The 23,137-nt window shown below is 74.4% G+C and carries 19 protein-coding genes and 1 pseudogene; 12 read left to right on the top strand and 8 right to left on the bottom strand.

What is annotated here, in order from left to right; genetic code table 11:
• Window positions 1–79 precede the first annotated feature (79 nt).
• Window positions 80–526 (top strand): SRPBCC family protein, encoded by a 447-nt coding sequence (locus ACFOSY_RS16755; RefSeq protein ID WP_394307614.1) that lies wholly within the window; start codon window positions 80–82, stop codon window positions 524–526.
• A gap of 164 nt (window positions 527–690) precedes the next feature.
• Window positions 691–3,126 (top strand): MFS transporter, encoded by a 2,436-nt coding sequence (locus tag ACFOSY_RS16760; RefSeq protein WP_394307615.1) that lies wholly within the window; start codon window positions 691–693, stop codon window positions 3,124–3,126.
• A 65-nt stretch (window positions 3,127–3,191) separates the two neighbouring features.
• On the opposite strand, the gene ACFOSY_RS16765 is transcribed toward ACFOSY_RS16760, so the two are convergent.
• The 7 genes from ACFOSY_RS16765 to ACFOSY_RS16795 all read right to left on the bottom strand — a co-directional run bounded on the left by ACFOSY_RS16765 (window position 3,192) and on the right by ACFOSY_RS16795 (window position 9,837).
• Window positions 3,192–4,082 (bottom strand): alpha/beta fold hydrolase, encoded by an 891-nt coding sequence (locus ACFOSY_RS16765; RefSeq protein WP_394307616.1) that lies wholly within the window; start codon window positions 4,080–4,082, stop codon window positions 3,192–3,194.
• A complete protein-coding gene (locus ACFOSY_RS16770) occupies window positions 4,079–5,146 on the bottom strand; it encodes a branched-chain amino acid ABC transporter permease (protein ID WP_394307617.1) in 1,068 nt (355 codons plus the stop codon). Before ACFOSY_RS16770 ends, ACFOSY_RS16765 begins: the two co-directional genes overlap by 4 nt.
• The gene (locus tag ACFOSY_RS16775; RefSeq protein ID WP_394307618.1) at window positions 5,143–6,069 is read right to left on the bottom strand and encodes a branched-chain amino acid ABC transporter permease; all 927 of its coding nucleotides are present in this window, start codon (window positions 6,067–6,069) and stop codon (window positions 5,143–5,145) included. Before ACFOSY_RS16775 ends, ACFOSY_RS16770 begins: the two co-directional genes overlap by 4 nt.
• Window positions 6,069–6,809 carry an ABC transporter ATP-binding protein gene (locus ACFOSY_RS16780; RefSeq protein ID WP_394307619.1) on the bottom strand — a complete coding sequence of 247 codons (741 nt, stop codon included), beginning with the start codon at window positions 6,807–6,809 and terminating at the stop codon, window positions 6,069–6,071. Before ACFOSY_RS16780 ends, ACFOSY_RS16775 begins: the two co-directional genes overlap by 1 nt.
• Window positions 6,806–7,546, bottom strand: coding sequence for an ABC transporter ATP-binding protein (locus ACFOSY_RS16785; protein WP_394307620.1), 741 nt, complete (start codon window positions 7,544–7,546; stop codon window positions 6,806–6,808). Before ACFOSY_RS16785 ends, ACFOSY_RS16780 begins: the two co-directional genes overlap by 4 nt.
• Before the next feature lie 3 nt (window positions 7,547–7,549).
• Window positions 7,550–8,734 (bottom strand): substrate-binding domain-containing protein, encoded by a 1,185-nt coding sequence (locus ACFOSY_RS16790; RefSeq protein WP_394307621.1) that lies wholly within the window; start codon window positions 8,732–8,734, stop codon window positions 7,550–7,552.
• Window positions 8,735–8,943: 209 nt separating this feature from the next.
• Window positions 8,944–9,837, bottom strand: a complete 894-nt coding sequence (locus ACFOSY_RS16795; protein ID WP_394307622.1) for an SDR family oxidoreductase — start codon at window positions 9,835–9,837, stop codon at window positions 8,944–8,946.
• 174 nt (window positions 9,838–10,011) lie between these two features.
• On the opposite strand from ACFOSY_RS16795, the gene ACFOSY_RS16800 reads away from it, so the two are divergent.
• From ACFOSY_RS16800 to ACFOSY_RS16825, 6 genes are all read left to right on the top strand, one after another.
• Window positions 10,012–10,845: a M55 family metallopeptidase gene (locus tag ACFOSY_RS16800; protein ID WP_394307623.1), complete on the top strand. Its 834-nt coding sequence runs from the start codon at window positions 10,012–10,014 to the stop codon at window positions 10,843–10,845.
• On the top strand, window positions 10,838–12,142 hold the full coding sequence (locus ACFOSY_RS16805; protein ID WP_394307624.1) for a M20/M25/M40 family metallo-hydrolase: 1,305 nt from the start codon (window positions 10,838–10,840) through the stop codon (window positions 12,140–12,142). Before ACFOSY_RS16800 ends, ACFOSY_RS16805 begins: the two co-directional genes overlap by 8 nt.
• A 16-nt stretch (window positions 12,143–12,158) precedes the next feature.
• A complete protein-coding gene (locus ACFOSY_RS16810; RefSeq protein WP_394307625.1) occupies window positions 12,159–14,111 on the top strand; it encodes an LpqB family beta-propeller domain-containing protein in 1,953 nt (650 codons plus the stop codon).
• A complete protein-coding gene (locus ACFOSY_RS16815; RefSeq protein WP_394307626.1) occupies window positions 14,108–15,049 on the top strand; it encodes a S66 peptidase family protein in 942 nt (313 codons plus the stop codon). The genes ACFOSY_RS16810 and ACFOSY_RS16815 overlap by 4 nt, the downstream gene beginning before the upstream one ends.
• Window positions 15,050–15,156: 107 nt before the next feature.
• A complete protein-coding gene (locus ACFOSY_RS16820; RefSeq protein ID WP_394307627.1) occupies window positions 15,157–15,714 on the top strand; it encodes a GNAT family N-acetyltransferase in 558 nt (185 codons plus the stop codon).
• Between the two features lie 59 nt (window positions 15,715–15,773).
• The gene (locus ACFOSY_RS16825) at window positions 15,774–17,744 is read left to right on the top strand and encodes a DUF5107 domain-containing protein (RefSeq protein WP_394307628.1); all 1,971 of its coding nucleotides are present in this window, start codon (window positions 15,774–15,776) and stop codon (window positions 17,742–17,744) included.
• Window positions 17,745–17,751: 7 nt separating this feature from the next.
• Here the strand turns inward: ACFOSY_RS16825 and ACFOSY_RS16830 are convergent, their stop codons facing one another.
• Window positions 17,752–18,099 carry a VOC family protein gene (locus ACFOSY_RS16830; RefSeq protein ID WP_006130888.1) on the bottom strand — a complete coding sequence of 116 codons (348 nt, stop codon included), beginning with the start codon at window positions 18,097–18,099 and terminating at the stop codon, window positions 17,752–17,754.
• Window positions 18,100–18,222: 123 nt separating this feature from the next.
• Here ACFOSY_RS16830 and ACFOSY_RS16835 point away from each other — a divergent pair.
• From ACFOSY_RS16835 to ligD, 4 genes and pseudogenes are all read left to right on the top strand, one after another.
• A pseudogene (locus ACFOSY_RS16835) lies at window positions 18,223–18,617 on the top strand (phage holin family protein).
• A 268-nt stretch (window positions 18,618–18,885) separates the two neighbouring features.
• The gene (locus tag ACFOSY_RS16840; RefSeq protein WP_394307763.1) at window positions 18,886–20,361 is read left to right on the top strand and encodes an NAD(P)/FAD-dependent oxidoreductase; all 1,476 of its coding nucleotides are present in this window, start codon (window positions 18,886–18,888) and stop codon (window positions 20,359–20,361) included.
• Complete coding sequence (locus ACFOSY_RS16845; protein ID WP_394307629.1) at window positions 20,358–22,205, top strand: transketolase; 1,848 nt, start codon at window positions 20,358–20,360, stop codon at window positions 22,203–22,205. Before ACFOSY_RS16840 ends, ACFOSY_RS16845 begins: the two co-directional genes overlap by 4 nt.
• Window positions 22,202–23,128, top strand: a complete 927-nt coding sequence (ligD, locus tag ACFOSY_RS16850; RefSeq protein WP_394307630.1) for a non-homologous end-joining DNA ligase — start codon at window positions 22,202–22,204, stop codon at window positions 23,126–23,128. Before ACFOSY_RS16845 ends, ligD begins: the two co-directional genes overlap by 4 nt.
• The last annotated feature ends 9 nt before the right edge of the window (window positions 23,129–23,137 follow it).

Below are 23,137 nucleotides of genomic sequence, written 5' to 3' on the forward strand. Positions count from 1 at the left end.
GAACCTCGATTTGGGCGGCGGGCGCGGGGGTGGTTGGCTGTGCCCCGACCCTGGAGAGATGCAGCCCTGGAGGAATGCGATGGCGCAGGTCGAGGCCACTACGGAGCGGATCGTCGCGGCGGACGCGGACACGGCGTTCGACGCCCTCGCCGACTACAGCGGCACCCGCGCCAAGCTGCTGCCCGAACAGTTCAGCGAGTACGAGGTCCGTGAGGGCGGCGACGGCGAGGGCACCCTCGTGCACTGGAAGCTCCAGGCCACCAGCAAGCGCGTGCGCGACTGCCTCCTGGAGGTCACCGAGCCCACCGACGGCGAGCTGGTCGAGAAGGACCGCAACTCCTCCATGGTCACCACCTGGCGGGTCACCCCGGCCGGTGAAGGCCGCGCCCGGGTCGTCGTGACCAGCGTGTGGAACGGCGCCGGCGGCATCGGCGGCTTCTTCGAGCGCACCTTCGCCCCCAAGGGCCTCGCCCGCATCTACGACGCCGTGCTGGCCCGGCTGGACGCCGAGGTCGGCAAGCAGTAGACGCGATCACGCCAACTTCGTTCGCCTGAAATGGAGTTGGCGCCTCCGTCACCGGTTCGGGTGATCTCTCGGCGGACCGACTCTGTGCCGTAACTCGTCGCGCTTGCTCGTAGTTGTCGCTTTTACGCGGGAATTGTCCAGCAGTGCGACGAGGGGAGCGGCACGTGGGCGGGATCACTCTGACGCAGGACGAGCCGGTCACGGCTCCGACGGCCGGGGGGCCGCCACCCCCGGTGCCACCGGCCGGGGACGGCACTCCGCCCCCGGCCCGGGAGAGCGGACCGGCCCTGAGCCCCGGCCGGGTCCGGCTCGTCTTCCTCGCGCTGATGCTGGCGCTGCTGCTCGCCGCGCTCGAGCAGATGATCGTCGCCACCGCGCTGCCGAAGATCGTCGGCGAGCTGCACGGCCTGGACAAGATGTCCTGGGCCATCACCGCCTACCTGCTCACGGCCACCGTCGGACTGCCGGTGTACGGCAAGCTCGGCGACCAGCTCGGCCGCAAGGGCGTCTTCCAGTTCGCCATCCTCGTCTTCGTGGTGGGCTCCGCGCTGGCCGGCCGGGCCACGACGATGGACCAGCTCATCGCCTACCGCGCCGTGCAGGGCGTCGGCGCGGGCGGCCTGATGATCGGCGTCCAGGCGATCATGGCGGACATCGTGCCCGCACGGCAGCGCGGCCGCTTCATGGGCCTGATCGGCGCCGCCTTCGGACTCGCCTCGGTCGCCGGGCCGCTGCTCGGCGGTTACTTCACCGACCACCTCTCCTGGCGCTGGTGCTTCTACGTCAACGTGCCCTTCGGCCTGGTCACCATGGTCGTCGTCGCCCTGGTGCTGAAACTGCCGAAGCCGACCGGACGGCGCCGCTTCGACGTGCTCGGCACGCTGCTGCTGACCGCCGCCTCCACCTGCCTGGTCCTGCTCACCAGCTGGGGCGGCACCGAGTACGCCTGGGACTCCCGCGTCGTCCTCGGCCTCGGCGCGGGCGCCCTCGCGGCCACCGCCGCGTTCCTGGTCGTCGAGCGCTTCGCCGTCGAACCCCTCATCCCGCTGCGGCTGTTCCGCGACTCCGTCTTCAACGTCACCGGACTGGTGGGCCTGGTCATCGGCGTCGCCCTGTTCGGCGCCGCCAGCTATCTGCCCACCTACCTCCAGATGGTCGACGGGGCCTCGGCGACCGAGTCCGGGCTGCTGATGCTGCCGATGATGGGCGGCATCGTCGGCGCGTCCGTCGTCTCCGGGCAGATGATCAGCCGCACCGGCCGCTACCGCAGTCACCCCGTCGTCGGCGCCGCCCTGTCCGTCGTCGGCATGTGGCTGCTGTCCCGCCTGGAGACCGGCACGCCCCGGCTGCACTACAGCGTCTGGATGTTCGTCCTCGGCGCGGGCATCGGCATGGTGATGCCGGTTCTCGTCCTCGCCGTGCAGAACTCCGTGCGCCCCGCGGACCTCGGCACCGCCACCAGCGCCAACAACTACTTCCGGCAGATCGGCGGCAGCGTCGGCGCCGCCGTCTTCGGCACCCTGTTCGCCGACCGGCTCACCGACGCGCTCGCCGAGAGACTCCCGGCCGACGCCGCCGGGGCGCCGGCCGACGCGGAGTCGATCACCCCCCAGCTCGTGCACGCCCTGCCGCCCGAGCTGCGCGACGCCTACGTCCAGGCCTACGCGGACGCCATGCCGCGCATCTTCCTGTACCTCGTGCCGGTGCTCGTCCTCGGCCTGCTCATCGCCTTCTTCCTCAAGGAGAAACCACTGGTGTCCCACCACACCCCCACCGCCGACCCGGCCCAGGAAGCACCGCACTTCGAGACGCGCGTGCCCCCGGCGCGCTCCCCGCAGAGCGGCGGCATCCCCGTCTGCGGCACCGTCCAGCACCCCGACGGCACCCCCGTGCCCCGCGCGGCGCTCACCCTCATCGACGTCCAGGGACAGCAGACCGGACGCGGCGCGAGCGGCGCCGACGGGCGGTACGCGCTGGCCACCCCCGGACCCGGCTCGTACGTCCTGATCGCCGCCGCGGGCGGGCACCAGCCGCAGGCGGTCTCCGTGACGGTCGGCGAGCGGCCGGTCGAGCTCGACGTCGTCCTCGGCGGCGCCGGCCGGCTCGCGGGCAGCGTCCTCACCGCCGACGGCACCCCCGTACGGGACGCCGCCGTCACCCTCACCAACGTGCACGGCGAGGTCGTCGCCAGCACCCGCAGCGGGCGCGAGGGCGGCTACGTCATCACCGAACTGGTCGCGGGCGAGTACACCCTCGCCGCCAGCGCCCCCGCCTTCCGCCCGGCGGCCCTGCCGGTCACCGTGCAGGCCGCCCGCGAGACCCGGCAGGACGTGGAACTGGCGGGCGGGGCAGTGCTGCGCGGCACCGTGCGGGCCGGCGGCGGACGGCCCGTGGAGGACGCGCGGGTCACGCTGCTGGACGCGGCGGGCAACGTCGTCGACACCCTCACCACCGGCCCCGACGGCACCTTCCGGTTCGTCGACCTGTCCTCCGGCGAGTACACGGTCATCGCCGCCGGCTATCCGCCGGTCGCCACCGTGCTCCAGGTGGCCGGCGGGGGCCGCACCGAGCGCGACCTCCAGCTCGGACACGAGGACTGACCGCACCACCCCCGGTACCGGTGGGGCGGAGCCGCCCCCCTCCGCGGCTCCGGCCCACCACCCCGTCACCCCCCGGCCAGAGCGCCGCGCACGGCCGAGGCGACCTCGTCGACGGCCGGCGGAAAGAGCACCGAGTAGTGGTTGGTGCCGTCGATCCTGCGGGCCGGCATGCGCGCCGGATCCAGGGCCGCCGCGGCGACCCGCTCCGCGTCGTACAGCGCCCGCGGCTCGTCGAGCAACCCCCGCTCCGCCCACAGCAGTTCGCCCCGCACCCGCGGCCGGTGCACGGCGGCCAGCGTCTCCGCGTCACCGAGCACGTCCGCGCCGTCCGCGCGCACCGCGTCCAGCACACAGCTGCTGCGCAGCTCCGGCGCCCGGCCCGTCAGGTCCCGTGTCACGTAGCCGGTCACGTGCGGACCCCAGTGCGGGCCGAGCGCCGGGTGGGCGCGGAAGAACGCCAGATAGTCCTCCGTACTGGCGAACGTCCTCGACAGCCGGTCCATCGCCGGGCCGATCACCGCCTTCAGCAGCGCGTCGATGTCCGTGCCCGCGGGCGGCGGGAAGCCCAGCCCGCCGTCGACCAGCACCACGCGCGGGAAGCGGTCCGGATGGCGTGCGGCGGCCAGCGCGGCGACGAACGCCCCCATCGAGTGGCCCACCAGCACCACGTGCGCGAGCCCCACATGGTCGAGCAGCGCCACGGTGTCCTCGACGTGCGCGCCCAGCCCGTACGGTCCCGGCAGGTCCGCGCTCCCGGCCCGGCCCCGCAGGTCGGGGGCGTACAGGTCGACGCCGGGCAGCGCGTCGGCCAGGGCGGCGAAGGCGAGCGAGTTGGCGGTGATGCCGTGCAGGGCGACGACGGGCGGCCCGTCGCCCGGCCAGTGGGTGACGGCGAGCCGGCCGCCCCGGACCGGGACGGTCAGACTCCGCGCGAGGGCGGACCCGGACGTGGTCATGCGCTTCTCCTTCGGACCGGGGCGGTGAGGCCGCCGGGAGCAAGGTAGACGGCGAGGACGAAGAGACTGCCCAGGATCAGCATCGGTTCCACCCCCAGGTCCCAGCCGCCGAGCCGCTGGTCGAGGTAGGTGAACAGCACCCCGCCCACGACCGGCCCCCAGCGGGTGCCGCTGCCGCCGAGCACCACCATCACCAGCAGGGTGAGGGTGAACTCGGGCGTCGAGGTGTGCGGGGTGGCGCCCGCGGTGACCAGCAGGTGCAGCACACCGCCGAGCACGGCCAGGGACGAGGCCAGCACGAACGCGCCGAGCTTGTGGGCGAACGGGCTGCGTCCGAGGACGGCCACCCGCTGCTCGTTGTCCCGGATCGCCTGCCAGACCCGGCCGGCCGGGCGCGCGGTCACCGTCCACACCACGGCCGCCACCAGGACCAGGTAGGCGAGCGCCAGCCAGTACACGTTCACCGTGTTCTGCACCCCGACCAGGGCGTCCGGCATCCCCTCGACGTACAGCGGCAGCCCTTCCTCGCCGCCGGTGAGGCCGCCCGGGTTGCGCTCCACGTAGATGGAGCCCGCCTGCGCGAAGGCCAGGGTGACCATCGCGAACCCCACGCTGCCGAGCGCGAGCGTGCGCAGCGACACGGCGCCCAGGACGAGCGCGGCCAGCGCCCCGAGCACCAGGGTGAGCAGCGCGGCGGGCCCCAGACCCAGGCCCAGCTCGGTCATCGCGAGCTGGGTGCCGTAGCTGCCGCCGGCGATGTACAGGGCGTGCCCGAAGGACAGCAGCCCGGTGCGGCCGAACATCAAGTCGTAGCCGAGCGCGAGCGCGCCGAAGACCAGGCACAGCGCGAACAGCTGCAGCGAGCCCGGCGAGTTGACCGGCCCGTCGAGCAGCACCGGGATGTCCAGCGCCGAGTACGGCAGCAGCGCGAGGACCAGCAGCACCGCCACCGGGACGGTCGCCGGACGCAGCCGGCGCAGCAGCCCCGCCTTCGACCCCGGCGCGTCCTGGGCGGCTGGTGCCGGTGCGGCGGGGGTGGCCCGGGGGGTGCGGGTGGCGGTCATGCCGTGCCTCCTGCGGATCGGGTACGGAGTGCGGTGAGCGCGCGGCGCAGCCGCGCCGGCGGCGAACCGGCCCCGGCGGCCGGCCGGGACAGCACCACGGCCGCCAGCAGGACCACGACGGCCAGGTCGCCGTAGCCGCCCGCGTAGTAGTTGGCGTACTGCTGCACCAGACCCACCGTGAGCGCGGACAGGGCGACGCTGGTGATGGAGACGAGACCGCCGATGATCACCACGACGAACGCGAACACCAGCAGTGAGGTCCCCTGATGCGGGGAGAGCGAGCCGAAGTAGAGGCCGCCGAGCACGCCGGCCAGGCCCGCGAGGGCGCCACCGAGCGCGAACACCAGGGTGAAGGCGCGGGTGACGTCGATGCCGAGCGCCGTGACCATCGCCCGGTCCTCGACCCCGGCGCGGACGATCAGCCCGTAGCGGGTGCGGGACAGGAAGAGACGGATGCCGGCGAGCACCAGCAGCGCCACCGCGATCAGCAGGAACCGGTTCACCGGCACGCGCGCGCCGAGGACGCCCACGGTGCCGGCGAGCGCGTCGGGCACCGGGAAGGGCCGGGCGTCGGCGCCCCAGACCGTCTGCACCAGCGCCGGGACGGCCAGCGACAGCCCGACGGTCACCAGGATCTGCTCCTTGACCCGGCCGTACAGCCGCCGGATCAGCACCAGTTCGACCACGGCCGCCAGCAGCAGCCCGGTGAGGGTGCCGACGACGGCGGCGAGCAGCAGCCCCGGCGCCCCGCCGACCGTTTCGGCGGTACGCCAGGCGGCGTAGACGGAGACGGTGAGGAACGCGCCGTGCGCGAAGTTCAGCACGTCCATCAGCCCGAAGATCAGGGCGAGTCCGGACGCGATGAGGAAGTACAGGGCCCCCAGGCCCAGTCCGGTCAGGGTGAGCAGGACGAGGGTGTCCATCAGGCGGCTCCGTGGTCCGGGCGGCTGCCGACACCCAGCAGCGCGGTCGTACGGGCGGTGTCGGCGAGCAGGTCGCGGGCGTCGCCGGTGTGCACCACCCGGCCGACGTCCAGCACCACCGCGCTGCGCGCCAGCCGGCGCACCACGGCGAGGTTCTGCTCGACCAGCAGCAACGGCACCCGCTCGGCGGCCCGTTCGAGCACCTCGGCGGCCTCGGTGACGACACGCGGCGCGAGCCCCTTGGTGGGTTCGTCGACGACGACGAGGGTGTTGTCGTTGAGCAGCGTCCGGGCGAGGGCGACCATCTGCTGCTGGCCGCCGGACAGGGTGCCGGCGCGCTGGCCGCGGCGGGCGGCGAGTTCCGGGAACAGGTCGTGCACCAGGTCGTAGCGGTGCTCGTGGCCCGGGCGTTCGGCGAGGGCGAGGTTCTCGGCGACGGTGAGCCCGGCGAACACCCCGCGGTCCTCGGGGGCGTAGCCGATGCCGCGGCGCACCGTGCGGTGGGTGGGCTCACGGGTGATGTCGTCGCCGGCGAAGGTGACGCGGCCCGCGGTGACCCGGCCGCCGTCGGGCAGCAGCCCCAGCACCGCCCGGATCGTCGTCGTCTTGCCGACGCCGTTGCGGCCCAGCAGGGCGGTCACCCCGGAGGCGGGGACGTCGAAGGTGACGCCGGTGAGGATGCGGGACCCGGCGATGTCCACGTCGAGGCCCTCGACGCGCAGGATCGGTGGCGCGGTCACAGCTCGTCTCCCAGATAGGCCTGCTGGACGGTGGCGTCCGCCATCACCTCGGCGGGGCTCGCGGCGGCGAGCAGCCGCCCGTGGTGCATCACGGCGACCCGGTCGGCGAGGCCCAGGACCACGTCCATGTGGTGCTCGACCAGCAGCACCGTGCGGCCCTCGTCGCGGTGCAACGACCTGATCAAGTCGGTGAGTTCGCCGGTCTCCTCCGAGGCCACCCCGGCCATCGGCTCGTCCAGCAGCATCAGCCGCGCCCCGGCCGTGCCCGCGCCGAGGGTGGGCGCGAGCAGCATCGCCAGCTCCAGCTTGCGCTTGTCGCCGTGCGAGAGCCCGGCCGCGAGGTCCCCGGCGCGGTGCGCCAGCCGGACCCGCTCCAGCACGCCGGCGACGTCCGCCGCGCCGACCCGGCGCACCCCGGCGGACCGGGCGGCCAGCTCGACGTGCTCGGCGACCGTCATGGTCGGGAACACCGAGGACGACTGGAAGGTCCGCCCGATGCCCCGGCGCACCCGGCGGTGCGGGGGCAGGGAGGTGATGTCGTGGCCGTCGAGCAGGACGGCGCCGCCGGTCGGCCGGGTCAGCCCGGTGACCAGGTTGAACAGGGACGTCTTGCCCGCCCCGTTGGGGCCGATCACGGCGAGGAGTTCGCCCTCGCGCACGGCGAGCGACACGCCGTCGATGATGTGCGCTCCACCTACCGACCAGCTCAGACGGTCGAGTTGCAGTACGGGGGTCATCCGTCAGCCGATCCCCGACTCGGCGGGGGCGACCTGCCCGGCGGGGAAGGTCCGCGCCACCCGCGGCACGCCCTCGCCGGTGAACCGGGCCTGGAACGTGGGCTGGAGCAGCGCGTGGTCCGCGGCCCGCACCGTGTTCGGCCCCTTCACGCCGGAGAACGAGAAGCCCTCCAGCGCCTTCACCATGGCATCGGTGTCGCCCTCGGCGCCGCCGGCCCGGACCGCCTCGACGACCATCTGCGCCGCGTTGAACCCGTCCGGGGTGAACAGGTCCTCCTGCCACTTCTTCGCCGCGAAGTACGTCCGCATCGCCTTGGCCTCCGGGGTCTCGGCCGCGCCCGGCACGTAGTGGGCGAGCAACGTGACCTTCTCGCGTGCCTTGCCGAAGACCGGGTAACTCGCCCTGCTGTCCAGGCCGGTGACTACGGTGGCGGCGTCGAGGACGCCCTGCTGGTCGAGAGTGGCCCACATCGACCGGGCGGTGTCCCCGGCCCAGGCGACGAACACCATGTCCGGGCGGGCCGCCTTCACCTTGCTCGCCACGGGGGTCAGGTCCGTCGCGGCGGGCGGGGCGAGCACCTCGCTCACCGTGGTGCCGCCGGTGCCGAGCACGGCCTTCACGGCGGCGGCGTTGGCCTGGCCGAAGGCGTTGTCCTGGGCGAGCACCACGACCTTCTTGCCCTGCGAGCCGCCCAGGATGTTCTTGGCGGTCAGCACGTCCTGGTAGGTCTGCCGGCCGGAGCGGAAGGTGTAGCGGTTGACGCCGGTCAGCGCGTCGGTGGCGGCGGGCCCGCTGATGTAGAGGGTCTTGTTCTGGGCGGCGACCGGCGCGATCTGCGTGGCCACACCGGAGACGGCGGTGCCCGCGATGATCGGCACGCCCTCTCCGATGCGCTTCTTGGCCAGGGAGACACCCTTGGCCGGATCGCCGCCGTCGTCGTCCTTCAGTACGGTGATCTCGACGCCGTCGACGGCGCCGGTGCCGTCGGTCGCGTGGTCGAGGCCGGCCTCGAAGCCGCGCAGATACTGCTCGCCGTACGAGGCCAGGGGGCCGCTGGTGGAGGTGATGAGGGCGACCTTCACCTCCTCGGCGCCGGAGGCGGCGCCGCTGCCCGGGCTGGAGCAGCCGGCGGTGAGGGCGGTGGCCAGCAGGGCCACGGCGGCGGACAGGACAAGGGGTCTACGCATGACCGTACGGCTCCTCGGTGCGACGGCGGACGACGCCAGCGGCACGATCCGTCACGGGTGATCACTGTGCGCTGAGCGGTAACCGGCAGTGTGATCCGGGCCGGATCCGGCCACAATGTGGGCCGCGCACACGTGACAGCGCTCAACGGTGGTGTGCGCGCACGTCGTTGAGGAGTCTCATGGAGAGGCGCGAGGAGGGGGCGGCCCGGTCAGGACGTCCGGCGGCTGCGGGCGGCGGCCTGGTCCGCGAGGCCGCCGGCGCCCAGCAGCCCGGTCGCCTCGAACGGCGCGGCCTCGGCCAGCCGCGGCAGTTCACGCCGGGACAGCGCCGTCACCACCGGCGGCATCGCCCCCCTCACCAGCTGGGTCGCGCGCAGCCACCCGGGCACGTACACCGACGGGCGCCGCCGCCGTACCGCCTCCGCCAGCCGCTGAGCCACATGCTCCACCGGGTACACCTTCCGCGCGGGCGGCGGCATGTGGCCGCGCAGCTCCCGCAGCACCGCGTGCTCGTCGACGCCGCGGATCATGTCGGTGTCGGTCCAGTTGATGTAGGCGATGCACACGGCCACCTGACGGTGCGCCAGCTCCGCGCGCAGGGAGTGCGCGAACGACTCGACGCCCGCCTTGGACGCGCAGTACGCGCTCATCATCGGCGCCGCGCCGATCGACGCCAGCGAGGCCACCTGGAGGAAACAGCCGCCGGTGGCGGTCAGGTCGCCGACGAACGTGCGGGCGGTGGCCGCGCTGCCGATCAGATTCACCTCGATCACCCGCCGCCACACCGCCGGGTCGGACTCGGCGAACGGCCCGCCCTCGGCGACCCCCGCGTTGGCGACCACGACGGACGGCGGCCCGAGACGCGCCCGGATGTCCGCGCCGGCCGCCGCCAGGCACTCGTCGTCCGTGACGTCGACCTCCCAGCAGCCGCCCTCGCCGGGCAGTTCGTCCCGCACCTGCCGCAGCGTCCGCTCCTCCCGCCCGAGCAGCGCCACCTTCATGCCGCGCGAGGACAGTTCGCGGGCCAGCGCGGCGCCCAGGCCGCGCGCCGCCCCGGTGACGACGGCGGTCCTTCCGTCCAGGGGGTTCCGGGTCTGCGGCATACGACGCTCCTGTGCTCCGTGGCGGGCGCTCGTCCCGTTCACGGTAGGTCCGGCCGGGCATCCCCGCAGGTCGGACGGGCGGGCCGGGGCGCGCGGAGGGTGTCAGTGGTCTGGACCGGTGAGAGTTATCCACAGGGTGGCCGGAGCGGCGGGGGAGCACGTAGCGTGTGCGCCATGAAGATCCTCATCAGCGCCGACATGGAGGGCGCCACCGGCGTCACCTGGCCGGCCGACGTCCTGCCGGGGACACCGCAGTGGGAGCGGTGCCGGTCGATGTTCACCTCCGACGTGGACGCCGCCGTGCGCGGCTTCTTCGACGGGGGTGCCGACGAGGTGCTGATCAACGAGGCCCACTGGACCATGCGCAACCTGCTGCTCGAGCGGCTCGACGAGCGCGCCGAGATGCTCACCGGCCGCCACAAGGCGCTGTCCATGGTGGAGGGCGTGCAGCGCGGCGACGTCGACGGCGTCGCCTTCGTCGGCTACCACGCGGGCGCCGGCATGGAGGGCGTCCTCGCGCACACCTTCCTCGCCAACTCCATCACCGGCGTATGGCTCAACGACGTCCGCGCCAGCGAGGGCCTGCTCAACGCGCACGTGGCCGCCGAGTACGGCGTCCCGGTCGTCCTCGTCACCGGTGACGACGTGGCCTGCGAGGACGCCCTCGGCTACGCGCCCGAGGCGCTGAAGGTCGCCGTGAAGGACCATGTGTCGCGGTACGCGGCGGTGTGCCGCACCCCTTCCCGGACGGCCGCCGACATCCAGGCGGCGGCCAAGGAGGCGGCCGCGCTGGCGGTGCGCCGGGAGCCGGTGCGCGGCGGGCCCTTCACCGTGGCGGTGGAGTTCGACGCCGAGCACCTGGCCACCTCCGTCACCGTCGTGCCGGGCGTGACCCGGAGCGGCGAGCGCAAGGTGATCTACACCAGCGAGACCATGTACGACGCGATCCGCACCTTCAAGGCGGTCACCACGATCGCCTCGGCCGCGGTGGAGGAGCAGTATGGCTGACCAGCTCGCCCTGGACGAGGTCGTGACCTTCACGTCCGACCTCATCAGGATCGACACGACCAACCGGGGCGGGGGCGACTGCCAGGAGCGTCCCGCCGCCGAGTACGCGGCGGCGAAGCTCGCCGAGGCCGGCCTGGAGCCGGTCATGCTGGAGCGCACCCTGGGCCGGACCAACGTCGTGGCGCGGCTGGAGGGCACCGACCCGTCGGCCGACGCGCTGCTGCTCCACGGCCACCTGGACGTCGTCCCGGCCGAGCCCGCCGACTGGAGCGTGCATCCGTTCTCCGGGGAGATCCGCGACGGCGTGGTCTGGGGACGCGGCGCCGTCGACATGAAGAACATGGACGCGATGATCCTTTCCGTGGTGCGGTCCTGGGCCCGCGAGGGCGTACGGCCGCGCCGGGACATCGTCATCGCGTTCACCGCCGACGAGGAGGCCAGCGCCGCGGACGGCGCCGGCTTCCTGGCGGACCAGCACCCGCACCTCTTCGAGGGCTGCACCGAGGGCGTCAGCGAGTCCGGCGCGTACACCTTCCACGACGGGCAGGGCCGGCAGTTCTACCCGATCGGGGCCGGCGAGCGCGGCACCGGCTGGATGCGGCTCACCGCCCGCGGCCGGGCCGGACACGGCTCCAAGGTCAACCGGGAGAACGCGGTCACCCGCCTCGCCGCCGCCGTCACCCGCATCGGCGAGCACGAGTGGCCGCTGCGGCTCACCCCGACCGTGCGCGCGGCGCTGACCGAGATCGCCGCCGTGTACGGCATCGAGACCGACCTGTCCGACGTGGACGCCCTGCTGGACAAGCTCGGCGGGGCCGCCAAGCTGGTCGAGGCCACCGTCCGCAACAGCAGCAACCCGACGATGCTCGACGCCGGCTACAAGGTCAACGTGATCCCCGGCGAGGCCGTGGCGCACGTCGACGGGCGGTTCCTGCCGGACACCGAGGAGGAGTTCCGGGCCACCATGGACCGGCTCACCGGCCCGGACGTGGACTGGGAGTTCGCCCACCGCGAGATCGCCCTGCAGGCCCCGGTGGACTCCCCGACGTTCGCCGCGATGCGGGAGGCCGTGCGGGCGTTCGCGCCCGAGGCGTACACCGTGCCGTACTGCATGTCCGGCGGCACGGACGCGAAGCAGTTCGCACGGCTCGGCATCACCGGCTACGGCTTCGCGCCGCTGAAGCTGCCCGAGGGCTTCGACTACCAGGCCCTCTTCCACGGCGTGGACGAGCGCGTCCCGGTCGAGGCGCTCCAGTTCGGTGTCCAGGTGCTCGACCGGTTCCTGCGGTCGGCCTGAGCGAGTGGGGGAGACAGTGCAGACCCTGGCGTACGGCGAGTGGCCCTCGCCCGTCGACGCGGCGACGGCCGCGGCCCACGACGGCAGCCCCGAGTACGTGGGCTTCGTCGGGGACGAGGTGTGGTGGACCGAGCCCCGGCCCGCCGAGGCGGGCCGGCGCACCCTGGTGCGGCGGCACGCGGACGGCACCGAGGAGTCCGTCCTGCCCGCCCCGTGGAACGTCCGCAGCCGCGTCATCGAGTACGGCGGCCACCCCTGGGCCGGCGCCGTGCGCGACGGCGTGCCCCTCGTGGTGTTCGCGCACTTCCCCGACCAGCGCCTCTACCGCTGGGAGCCGGGCGCCGAACCGCGCCCGCTGACCCCGGTGTCGCCGGTCGGCCTGGGTCTGCGCTGGGCCGAGCCCGTCGTGCTGCAGGAGCGCGGCGAGGTGTGGTGCGTCCTGGAGGAGTTCACCGGCGACGGCCCGAGCGACGTGCGCCGGGTGCTCGCCGCCGTCCCGCTCGACGGGTCCGCCGCCGAGGACCGGGGCGCGGTACGGGAGCTGACCGGGGAGCGGCACCGGTTCCTCACCGGGCCGCGGCTCTCGCCCGACGGCACCCGCGCCGCCTGGATCGGCTGGGACCACCCCCGCATGCCGTGGGACGGCACCGAGCTGATCGTCGCCGACGTCGCCGCGGACGGCACGCTGACCGGCGCCCGCACCGTGGCCGGCGGGCCCGAGGAGTCCGTCCCGCAGGCCGACTGGACCCACGACAACCGCCTGCTGTACGCCTCCGACCGCACCGGCTGGTGGAACCTCTACCGGGACGGCGAGCCGGTCTGCCCGCGCCCCGAGGAGTTCGCCGGGCCGCTGTGGAAGCTGGGCCAGCGCTGGTTCGCCCCGCTGGACGGCGGGCTGATCGCCGTCCTGCACGGCAAGGGCGCCCAGCGGCTCGGCGTGCTCGACCCGGAGACCTGCGAGGTGGTCGACGCCGCAGGACCGTGGAGCGAGTTCGGCCCCACGCTCGCCGCGCTCGGCGAGCGGATCGTCGCCGTCGGCGCGGGACCGCGCACCTCCCACGAGGTCGTGGAGCTGGACACCCGCACCGGACGGGCCCGCGTGATCGGCGCCGCCCACCGCGACGCCGTGGACCCCGCCTACTACCCGGAGCCCGAGGTCCGCACCTTCACCGGACCCGACGGCCGGGAGATCCACGCCCAGGTGTACCCGCCGCGCAACCCGGACCACGCCGGCCCCGCCGGCGAGCTCCCCCCGTACGTGATCTGGGCGCACGGCGGCCCCACCGGCCGCTTCCCGCTGGTCCTCGACCTGGAGATCGCCTACTTCACCTCGCGCGGCATCGGCGTCGCCGAGGTCAACTACGGCGGCTCCACCGGGTACGGCCGCGACTACCGCAACCGGCTGCGCGGCCGGTGGGGCGAGGTCGACGTGGAGGACTGCGCCGCCGTCGCGCGGGCCCTCGCCGAGGAGGGCACCGCCGACCCCGCCCGGCTCGCCGTGCGCGGCGGCAGCGCCGGCGGCTGGACCACCGCCGCCTCCCTCACCACCACCGACGTCTACGCCTGCGGCACGATCATCTACCCGGTGCTCGACCTCACCGGCTGGGGCACCGGGGAGACCCACGACTTCGAGTCGCAGTACCTGGAGACGCTGATCGGCCCGCGCGCCGAGGTGCCCGAGCGGTACGAGGAGCGCTCGCCCGTCACCCACGCCGACCGGCTGCGCGCGCCCTTCCTGCTGCTCCAGGGGCTGGACGACGTGATCTGCCCGCCCGTGCAGTGCGAGCGGTTCCTGGACCGGCTGGCCGGCCGGGGCGTCCCGCACGCGTACCTCACCTTCGAGGGCGAGGGCCACGGCTTCCGCCGCGCGGAGACGATGGTGCGCGCCCTGGAGGCCGAGCTGTCCCTTTACGCGCAGGTGTTCGGGCTGAAGGCGCCCGGCATTCCGGCCCTGGAGCTGACGCCGTGAGCACCCTGACACCGCTGCGGCGGCCGCCCCGCCTCGCGCCCGGCGCCCGGGTGGCCGTGGTCGCCCCCAGCGGCCCCATCCCCGAGGAGCGGCTCGCCGCCGGGCTCGACGTGCTGCGCGGCTGGGGCCTCGACCCCGTGACCGCCCCGCACGTCCTCGACCGGCACGGCGCACTCGGCTACCTCGCCGGCGCCGACGCCGACCGCGCCGCCGACCTCCAGAACGCCTGGTGCGACCCGGCCGTCGACGCGGTGATCTGCGCGCGCGGCGGCTACGGCGCACAGCGCATGGTCGACGCCCTCGACTGGGAGGCGATGCGCGCCGCCGGACCCAAGGTGCTCGTCGGCTTCAGCGACATCACCGCGCTGCACGAGGCGTTCGCCGTGCGGCTCGGCCTGGTCACCCTGCACGGGCCGATGGCCGCCGGCGTCGACTTCGTCAAGAGCGCCCGCGCCCAGGAGCACCTGCGGGCCACCCTGTTCGACCCCGAGTCGGTCCGCACGATCCGCACGGTCCGCTCCGGCGGTACCGCGCTGGTCCCGGGACGCGCCCGCGGGGTGACGCTCGGCGGCTGCCTCTCCCTGATCGCCGGCGGCATCGGCACCCCGCACACCCGCGACTCCGCGCGCGGCGGTCTGCTGTGCCTGGAGGACGTGGGGGAGGAGACCTACCGTCTCGACCGCTACCTCACCCAGCTGCTGCGCGCCGGGCTGCTCGACGGCGTCGCCGGGCTGCTGCTGGGCTCCTGGGCGGAGTGCGACCCGTACGACGAGGTGCGGACCCTGCTCGTGGACCGGCTGGGCGGGCTCGGGGTGCCGGTGGCCGAGCAGTTCGGCTTCGGCCACTGCGACGACGCGCTCACGCTGCCCTTCGGCGTCGCGGCCGAACTGGACGCGGACGCGGGCACGCTGACGCTGGACGAACCGGCGTTGAGCTGACGTCGGGCGAACCGGCGTCGAGTTGACGGCGGACGCGCCGGGCGGGGGGCGGACCGCGCATCCCCCCGCCCGGCGCGCGTCGCCGGCCGCCGTCGTAGGGTGACAGGGTGCCGCACACCGCTTCCCGTTACGTCACCGAAGGCCGCCGCGTGGGTCTGCGCCACTTCACCTACGACGACGGCGCCGAATTCACCGCGCGGGCCAGGGAGAGCAAGGACCTGCACCACCCCTGGCTGTACCCGCCGGACACCCCGTCCGCGTACGCCGCCTACGCGCAGCGCCTGATCGAGGACCCCGCCAAGGCGGGATTCCTGGTCTGCGAGAAGGAGGCGGACGGCGCCCTCGCCGGCTTCGTCAACATCAACAACATCGTCGAGGGCGGCTTCCTCTGCGGCGCCCTGGGCTACGGCGCCTTCGCCCACGCGGCCGGACGCGGACTGATGCGTGAGGCGCTGGACCTGCTCGTGCGGTACGCCTTCGGACCGATGCGGCTGCACCGGCTGGAGATCAACGTGCAGCCGGGCAACGCCGCCTCCATCGCCCTCGCCCGCGCCTGCGGCTTCCGCAAGGAGGGCTTCTCCCCGAAGATGCTCTTCATCGACGGCGCCTGGCGCGACCACGAACGCTGGGCGCTCACCAGCGAGATGCTGACCGGGGACGACTGACCGCGCCTCGGAAAACCGCGGGCGCGGGCCTCTGTTCAGGCGGGCGTCCGGCGGCTTCCATGGAGATCGTGACGACGATCCGACATGAGGTACTCACGCTGCCGGCCGCGCACCTCGGCCCCGACAACCCGCTGCCCGCCCTGCGTCCCCTCGACGAGATGCACCGCATCGAGGACCGCGACAAGAAGGACCTGCCGCGCGACATGGCCCGGCAGATCGGCCACGCCCCGCTGCACAGCCTGCTGCCGGTCCCGGTCCGCGACGGCTACGACCGGGACCGCGCGCCCCGGCCCCTCGACGCCCTGGTCATCGAGAACGACCGGCTGCGCGCCACCGTCCTGCCCGCTTTCGGCGGCCGGATCGCCTCCCTCGTCCACAAGCCCACCGGCCGCGAACTGCTGTACGTGAACCCGGTGTTCCAGCCCGCCAACTTCGCGCTCAACGGCGCCTGGTTCTCCGGCGGCATCGAGTGGAACATCGGCGCCACCGGCCACACCACCCTGTCCTGTTCGCCCGTGCACGCGGCCCGCGTCCCCGCCCCGGACGGCGGGGAGATGCTCCGCCTGTGGGAGTGGGAGCGGCTGCGCGACCTGCCCTTCCAGGTCGACCTGTGGCTGCCGGACGGCTCCGACTTCCTCCACGTCGGCGTGCGGATCCGCAACCCGCACGAGCGGCCGGCGCCGACGTACTGGTGGTCCAACATCGCCGTCCCCGAGGACTGCCGCGTCCTCGCGCCCGCCGAGGAGGCCTACCACTTCGGCTACGAGCAGCGCCTGCGCCGCGTCCCCGTCCCGGAGTACGACGGTGTCGACCGCACCTACCCGCCGAACAGCACCTACGCCGCCGACTACTTCTACGAGGTCCCCGAGCGACGCCGGCGCTGGATCGCCGCCCTGGACGCCGACGGCCACGGGCTCGTGCAGACCTCCACCGACACCCTGCGCGGCCGGAAGCTGTTCGTGTGGGGCCGCGGGCCCGGCGGCCGGAGCTGGCAGCAGTGGCTCACCGAGCCCGACACCGGCGGCTACTGCGAGATCCAGGCCGGACTCGCCCGCACCCAGCTGGAGCACGTGAGTCTGGAGCCGGAGAGCGAGGTGTCCTGGCTCGAGGCGTACGGGCCCTTCGAGTCGCGGCGTGACGGGGAGTGGGGCGCCGTCCTCGACGAGGCGGAGGCCCGGCTGGAGGGCGTGCTGCCGCGCGCGGACGTCGACGCGGCGTACGCGGCATGGCTGCCGTACGCCGACACCGAGCCCGGCGAGCGGCTGGCCGCGGGGTCCGGGTGGGGCGCGCTCGAGGTGCTGCGGGCCGGCTGGAAGCTGCCCGGCACCCCCTTCGACGAGAGCACCCTGGGCGAGGAGCAGCAGCCCTGGCTGCGACTGCTGCGCGCCGGCGCCTTCCCCGAGCCGCCGGACAGCCGGCCGCCGGGCGGGACGCTGGTCGCCCGGCACTGGCGGGACATGCTGGAGACGGCGCCCGCGACCGGGCTCACCGAGTACCACCTGGGCGTCGCCCAGTGGCACGGCGGCGACCGGGCGCAGGCCGTGCGCAGCTGGGAGCGGGGGCTGGCGCAGGACGGCCCGTCCTGGCCCGTGCTGCGCTGCCTCGCCGTCGCCGACCGGGAGGAACGCCATCCGGAGCGCGCCGCCGACCGCTATGTGCTGGCCTTCGACGACCTGTGCCGCGAGGCCGGAAACGCGGGCGACGGCACGGCGGGGGAGTGGACCGCGGTCATGGCCGCGCTCGGGCGGGAGGCGATCGAGGCGCTGCTCGCGGTGGGGCGTACGGCCGACGCCCGGTCGGTGTGGGAGCGGCTGGCCCCCGCCACCCGGGAGCGCGGACGCTTCCGGCTGATCGAGGCGGGCCTGTTGCTCGCCGAGGGGAGACAGGCGGAGGCCCGCGCCGTGTTCGACGCGGGCTTCGAGGTCGCCGACCTGCGCGAGGGCGACGAGGTGATCGGACGGCTGTGGGCGCGGCTCACGGACGAACCGCTGCCGGAGCGCTACGACTTCCGGATGCGGGCCACGCCGTGACGGCGGGTCAGGCGCGGCGGTCCGCGTACTCGTAGACCGCCCCGTCCGGATGGCGGGCGATCAGGTTGCGGCCGACGGGGGTGGGCAGCGGTCCGGCGAGCACGGCCGCGCCCATCTCCTCCAGCACCTGGCGGGTCTCGTCGACGTCCTTGACCGCGATGGTCGCGGCGACCTTGCGCAGCACGTCCAGTTCGGCCTCGGGGCCGCTCATCAGCAGGAAGCAGCCCACCGCGGCGACCTGGACCCGCTCCCGCTCGAACCGCAGGGCCTTACCGCCCGCGAGCCGCTCGTAGAAGGGGATGGCGGTCTCGATGTCGTCGACGCAGACGCGCAGTGTGGCACCCAGAATCTCCATGCGTCCGAGCGTAGTTGGACGCCGTGGGCGGCGGGCGGGGCGCCGGTGATCTCCACACCACTCTCTCTCCTGCCGTACGCCCGGGCAGAGTTACCAGGTCCCGGGCACGGGTACCCGGCCGCCATGCAGCGTTCGGAACACATGCGGCAACTCGACCAGCACCTGGTGGACGAACTGGCCCACGTGGCCCGGGAGTCCGTACGCGCCGAACTGCGCGAGCAGGCGCAAGGGCAGCGGCGCAGGGCGGCGCTGTACGCCGGCTCCGGCGCCGCCGCGCTGTACGCGGGCGCGGCGGCGGCCCTGGCGGTGGCCTCGCCCTGGCCCTCGTCCTGCCGGACTGGGCGGCGGCGCTGATCACGGCGGTGATCCTGGCGGGGGCCGCTGTGGCCTTGCGCACGGCGGCCCGCCCGACGCCGTCAGGCGCCCCGGTCCCCGGTACGGGCGCGGCCCCCGTGCCCCCGGTGCCGTCCACCCCGCCGACGGTCGGCACGGACCGCATCCCGGGCAGCGACGGGTAGCCCGGCCACGGCCGGGGCACCGCCGGCCTGCGGGCCGACGGCCCGAGCCGGGCCACTCAGGCAGTACGGTCGCGGACCGGCCGTCCGCGTCCCCGGGGGCTGTTGTACGCCGGGTGCGGCCGCACCGTGGCTGGTCGCGCAGTTCCCCGCGCCCCTTCGGGCGCCTGCCGCGCCCCGCCCGACGTTTGGCGGACCCGCACCGGGGGACGCGGAAGGCTCCCGACGTACGCGACCGCGCCGGAGGCGAACTGTGAGTCGACCCCGCATTGTGATCGTCGGTGCCGGCTTCGCCGGTTACCGTACGGCCCAGACCCTGTCCCGGGAGGCCAAGGGCCGGGCCGAGATCGTCCTGCTCAACCCCACCGACTACTTCCTGTACCTGCCCCTGCTGCCCCAGGTCGCGGCCGGCATCCTCGAGCCGCGCCGGGTCACCGTGTCCCTCTCCGGGACGCTGCCGCACGTCAAGCTGGTGCTGGGCGAGGCCGGACGCATCGACCTCGACGCCCGCGAGGTGCACTACACCGACCCCGAGGGTGAGGACGGCACCCTCTCCTACGACCGTCTGGTGCTGACCGCCGGCAGCGTCAACAAGCTGCTGCCGATCCCGGGCGTCGCCGAGCACGCGCACGGCTTCCGCGGCCTGCCCGAGGCGCTGTACCTGCGCGACCACGTGACCCGGCAGGTGGAGCTGGCCGCCGCCACGGACGACCCGGAGCGCTGCGCCTCCCGCTGCACCTTCGTCGTCGTGGGCGCCGGGTACACCGGCACCGAGGTCGCCGCGCACGGGCAGCTCTTCACCGACGCGCAGGTGGCCAGGCAGCCGCTGCGCACCGGCATGCGGCCCCGCTGGATCCTGCTGGACATCGCCGACCGTGTCCTGCCCGAGCTGGACGAACGGCTCTCCCGCACCGCCGACACGGTGCTGCGGGAGCGGGGCGTGGACGTGCGGATGGGCACCTCCGTGAAGGAGGCCACCCCCGACGGGGTGCTGCTGACCGACGGGGAGTTCGTCGGGACCCGCACCCTGGTGTGGTGCGTGGGCGTGCGCCCCGACCCGCTCGCCGAGTCCCTGGGCCTGCCCATGGAGCGCGGCCGGCTGCTGGTCGACCCGCACCTTCAGGTGCCGGGCCGTCCGGAGGTCTTCGCCTGCGGTGACGCGGCCGCCGTCCCCGACCTGGAGAAGCCCGGCTCGTACACCCCGATGACCGCCCAGCACGCCTGGCGGCAGGGCACGGTGTGCGCGCGCAACATCGCCGCGTCCTTCGGCGACGGGGAGCGGAAGGCGTACCGGCACAAGGACCTGGGGTTCGTGGTGGACCTCGGTGGCGTCAAGGCCGCCGCCAACCCGCTCGGCGTCAACCTCTCCGGGATCGCGGCCGGCGCGGTGACCCGCGGCTACCACCTGGCCGCCATGCCCGGCAACCGGGTGCGGGTGGCCGCCGACTGGCTGCTGGACGCCGTACTGCCGCGCCAGGCCGTGCAGTTGGGCCTCGTACGGTCCTGGTCCGTGCCGCTGGACACCGCCTCCCCCGAGGTCGCACGCGTCCCCGGCGGCCCCCGCGACGACCGGCCGTCCCCCGCCGCGGACGGCACCCCCGCCGAGGACGCCGCCCGGTCCTCCGCCGAGGACACCCCGCCCGCCGACGACGCCCTCACCCCGCCGCCCGACCAGCCGGAGCCCGGTCCGGACGTGGCGCCGGGACCCGTCCGGCGTACCGACCGACCCAGCGAAGGAGACGCATGAACACCGGTGAACTCGTCGAGCTCGGACAGCAGTTGCGGGTGGACAGTGTCCGGGCGGCGGCCGCCGCCGGCTCCGGGCACCCCACGTCGTCGATGTCCGCGGCCGACCTCATGGCCGTCCTCTTCGCCCACCATCTGCGCTACGACTTCGAGCGCCCCGACCACCCCGCCAACGACCGCTTCGTCCTCTCCAAGGGCCACGCCTCCCCGCTGATGTACGCCACCTACAAGGCGGCCGGCGTCATCGGCGACGAGGAGCTGCTCACCTTCCGTGAGAACGGCAGCCGCCTCGAGGGCCACCCCACGCCCCGCAAGCTCCCCTGGGTGGAGACGGCGACCGGCTCCCTCGGGCAGGGCCTGCCCGTCGGCGTCGGCATCGCGCTCGCCGGGAAGCGGCTGGACCACACCGACTTCCGCGTGTGGGTGCTGTGCGGCGACAGCGAGCTGGCCGAGGGCTCGGTGTGGGAGGCGGCCGAGCAGGCCGCGTACGAGAACCTGGACAATCTCACCGCGATCGTGGACGTCAACCGGCTGGGCCAGCGCGGTCCCACCCGGCACGGCCACGACCTCGACGCCTACGCCCGCCGCTTCCAGGCGTTCGGCTGGCACACCGTCGAGGTGGACGGGCACGACGTGGACGCGGTGGACCGCGCTTACGGCGAGGCGCTGTCCACCCGGGGCCAGCCGACCGTGATCCTGGCCCGCACCCTCAAGGGCAAGGGCGTGGAGTCCGTGCAGGACCGGGAGGGGCTGCACGGCAAGCCGCTGCCCGAGGCGGAGGACGCCGTCGCCGAACTGGGCGGACTCCGCGACCTGCGCATCACCGTCCACGCGCCGCCCGCCGGCGCCGCGACCCCCGCCCCCCGGATCACCACGCCCGAGCTGCCCCGCTGGGAGCGCGGCGAGGACGTGGCCACCCGCGACGCCTTCGGCCAGGCGCTGGCCGCCCTCGGCGACGCGCGCGACGACGTGGTGGCCCTGGACGGCGAGGTCGGCGACTCCACCCGCCTGGAGATGTTCGCCAAGGAGCACCCCGAGCGCTACATCGAGTGCTACATCGCCGAGCAGCAGATGATCGCGGCCGCCGTCGGGGTCGCCGCGCGCGGCCGGCTCCCGTACGCCTCCACCTTCGCCGCCTTCCTCACCCGCGCCCACGACTTCGTCCGCATGGCGTCGGTCAGCGGCTCGGGGCTCAACCTCGTCGGGTCGCACGCGGGCGTCGCCATCGGCCAGGACGGACCCAGCCAGATGGGCCTGGAGGACCTGGCGATGATGCGGGCCGTGCACGGCTCCACCGTGCTGTACCCGTGCGACGCCAACCAGACGGCACGCCTGGTCGCCGCGATGGCCGGCCTGGAGGGCATCCGCTATCTGCGCACCTCGCGCGGCAAGAGCCCGGTGATCTACGGCCCGGACGAGGAGTTCCCGGTCGGCGGCAGCAAGGTGTTGCGCTCCTCCGGCCAGGACCGGCTCACCCTGGTCGCCGCCGGCGTCACCGTGCCCGAGGCGCTGGCCGCCGCCGACGCCCTCGCCGACGAGGGCATCGCCGTACGGGTCGTCGACCTGTACTCGGTGAAGCCGGCCGACCGGGAGACCCTGCGCACCTGCGCCGAGGAGACCGGCTGTCTGATGACGGTCGAGGACCACCATCCCGAGGGCGGGCTGGGCGACGCGGTCGCCGAGGCGTTCTCCGACGGGCGCCCCGTGCCGCGGCTGGTGCGGCTCGCCGTGCGGAACATGCCGGGCTCGGCCTCCCCCGAGGAGCAGCTGCACGCCGCCGGGATCGACGCCGCGTCGATCGCAGCGGCCGGGCGGCTGCTGGTAGGGGAGGCGATCGTGTCGTGAGCGACGGCGGGTCGCGCACCGTACGGGCCGGCCGCCGCCGGCTGGAGATCCACCGCCCGGACAAGGTGCTCTTCCCGGGCGGCGACGGTGCCCGCGCGTACACCAAGGGCGACCTCGTCGACCACCACCGGGCCGTCGCCCGCCACATGCTGCCGCACCTGCGCGGCCGGCCGCTGATGCTGGACCGGCGGCCCGACGGCATCGACGGCCCGGCCTTCATGCAGAAGAACACCCCTGCCGGCTATCCGGACTGGATCACCCGGGCCGAGGTCGCCAAGGAGGGCGGCACCGTCACGCACACCGTGTGCGACGACACCGCCACCCTGCTGTACCTGGTCGACCAGGCGAGCGTCACGCTGCACCGCTGGCTCTCCCGCGCCGACGACCCCGACCGCCCCGACCGGCTGGTGTTCGACCTGGACCCGTCCGGCGACGACTTCGAGGCGGTACGGGAGGCCGCCCGGCTGACGGGGGAGCTGCTGGACGAACTCGCTCTGCCCTCCGCCCTGATGACCACCGGCTCCCGCGGGCTGCACGTGGTCGTGCCGCTCGACGGCGGCCAGGACTTCGACACGGTACGGGAGTTCGCCCGCGAGGTGGCCGACACGCTGGCCGGCGCCCACCCGGACCGCCTCACCACCGCGGCCCGCAAGAAGGACCGCGGCGACCGGCTCTACCTCGACGTGCAGCGCAACGCCTACGCGCAGACGGCGGTCGCCCCCTGGACGGTCCGCGCCCTGCCCGGCGCGCCCGTCGCCGCCCCCATCACCTGGGAGCAGCTCGACGACCCGGAGCTGCACGCCCGCCGCTGGACGGTGGAGAACGCCGTCGAACAGGCCGAGACCGACCCGTGGGCGGGGCTGTCCCGCACGGGCCGCTCCCTCGCCCCGGCCCGCCGCAGGCTCGCCGCCCTGCGCGGCTGACCGCCGGAG

Source organism: Streptomyces lusitanus (genome assembly GCF_042647945.1).
In the GTDB taxonomy this organism is placed as follows: Bacteria; Actinomycetota; Actinomycetes; order Streptomycetales; family Streptomycetaceae; genus Streptomyces; species Streptomyces pseudogriseolus.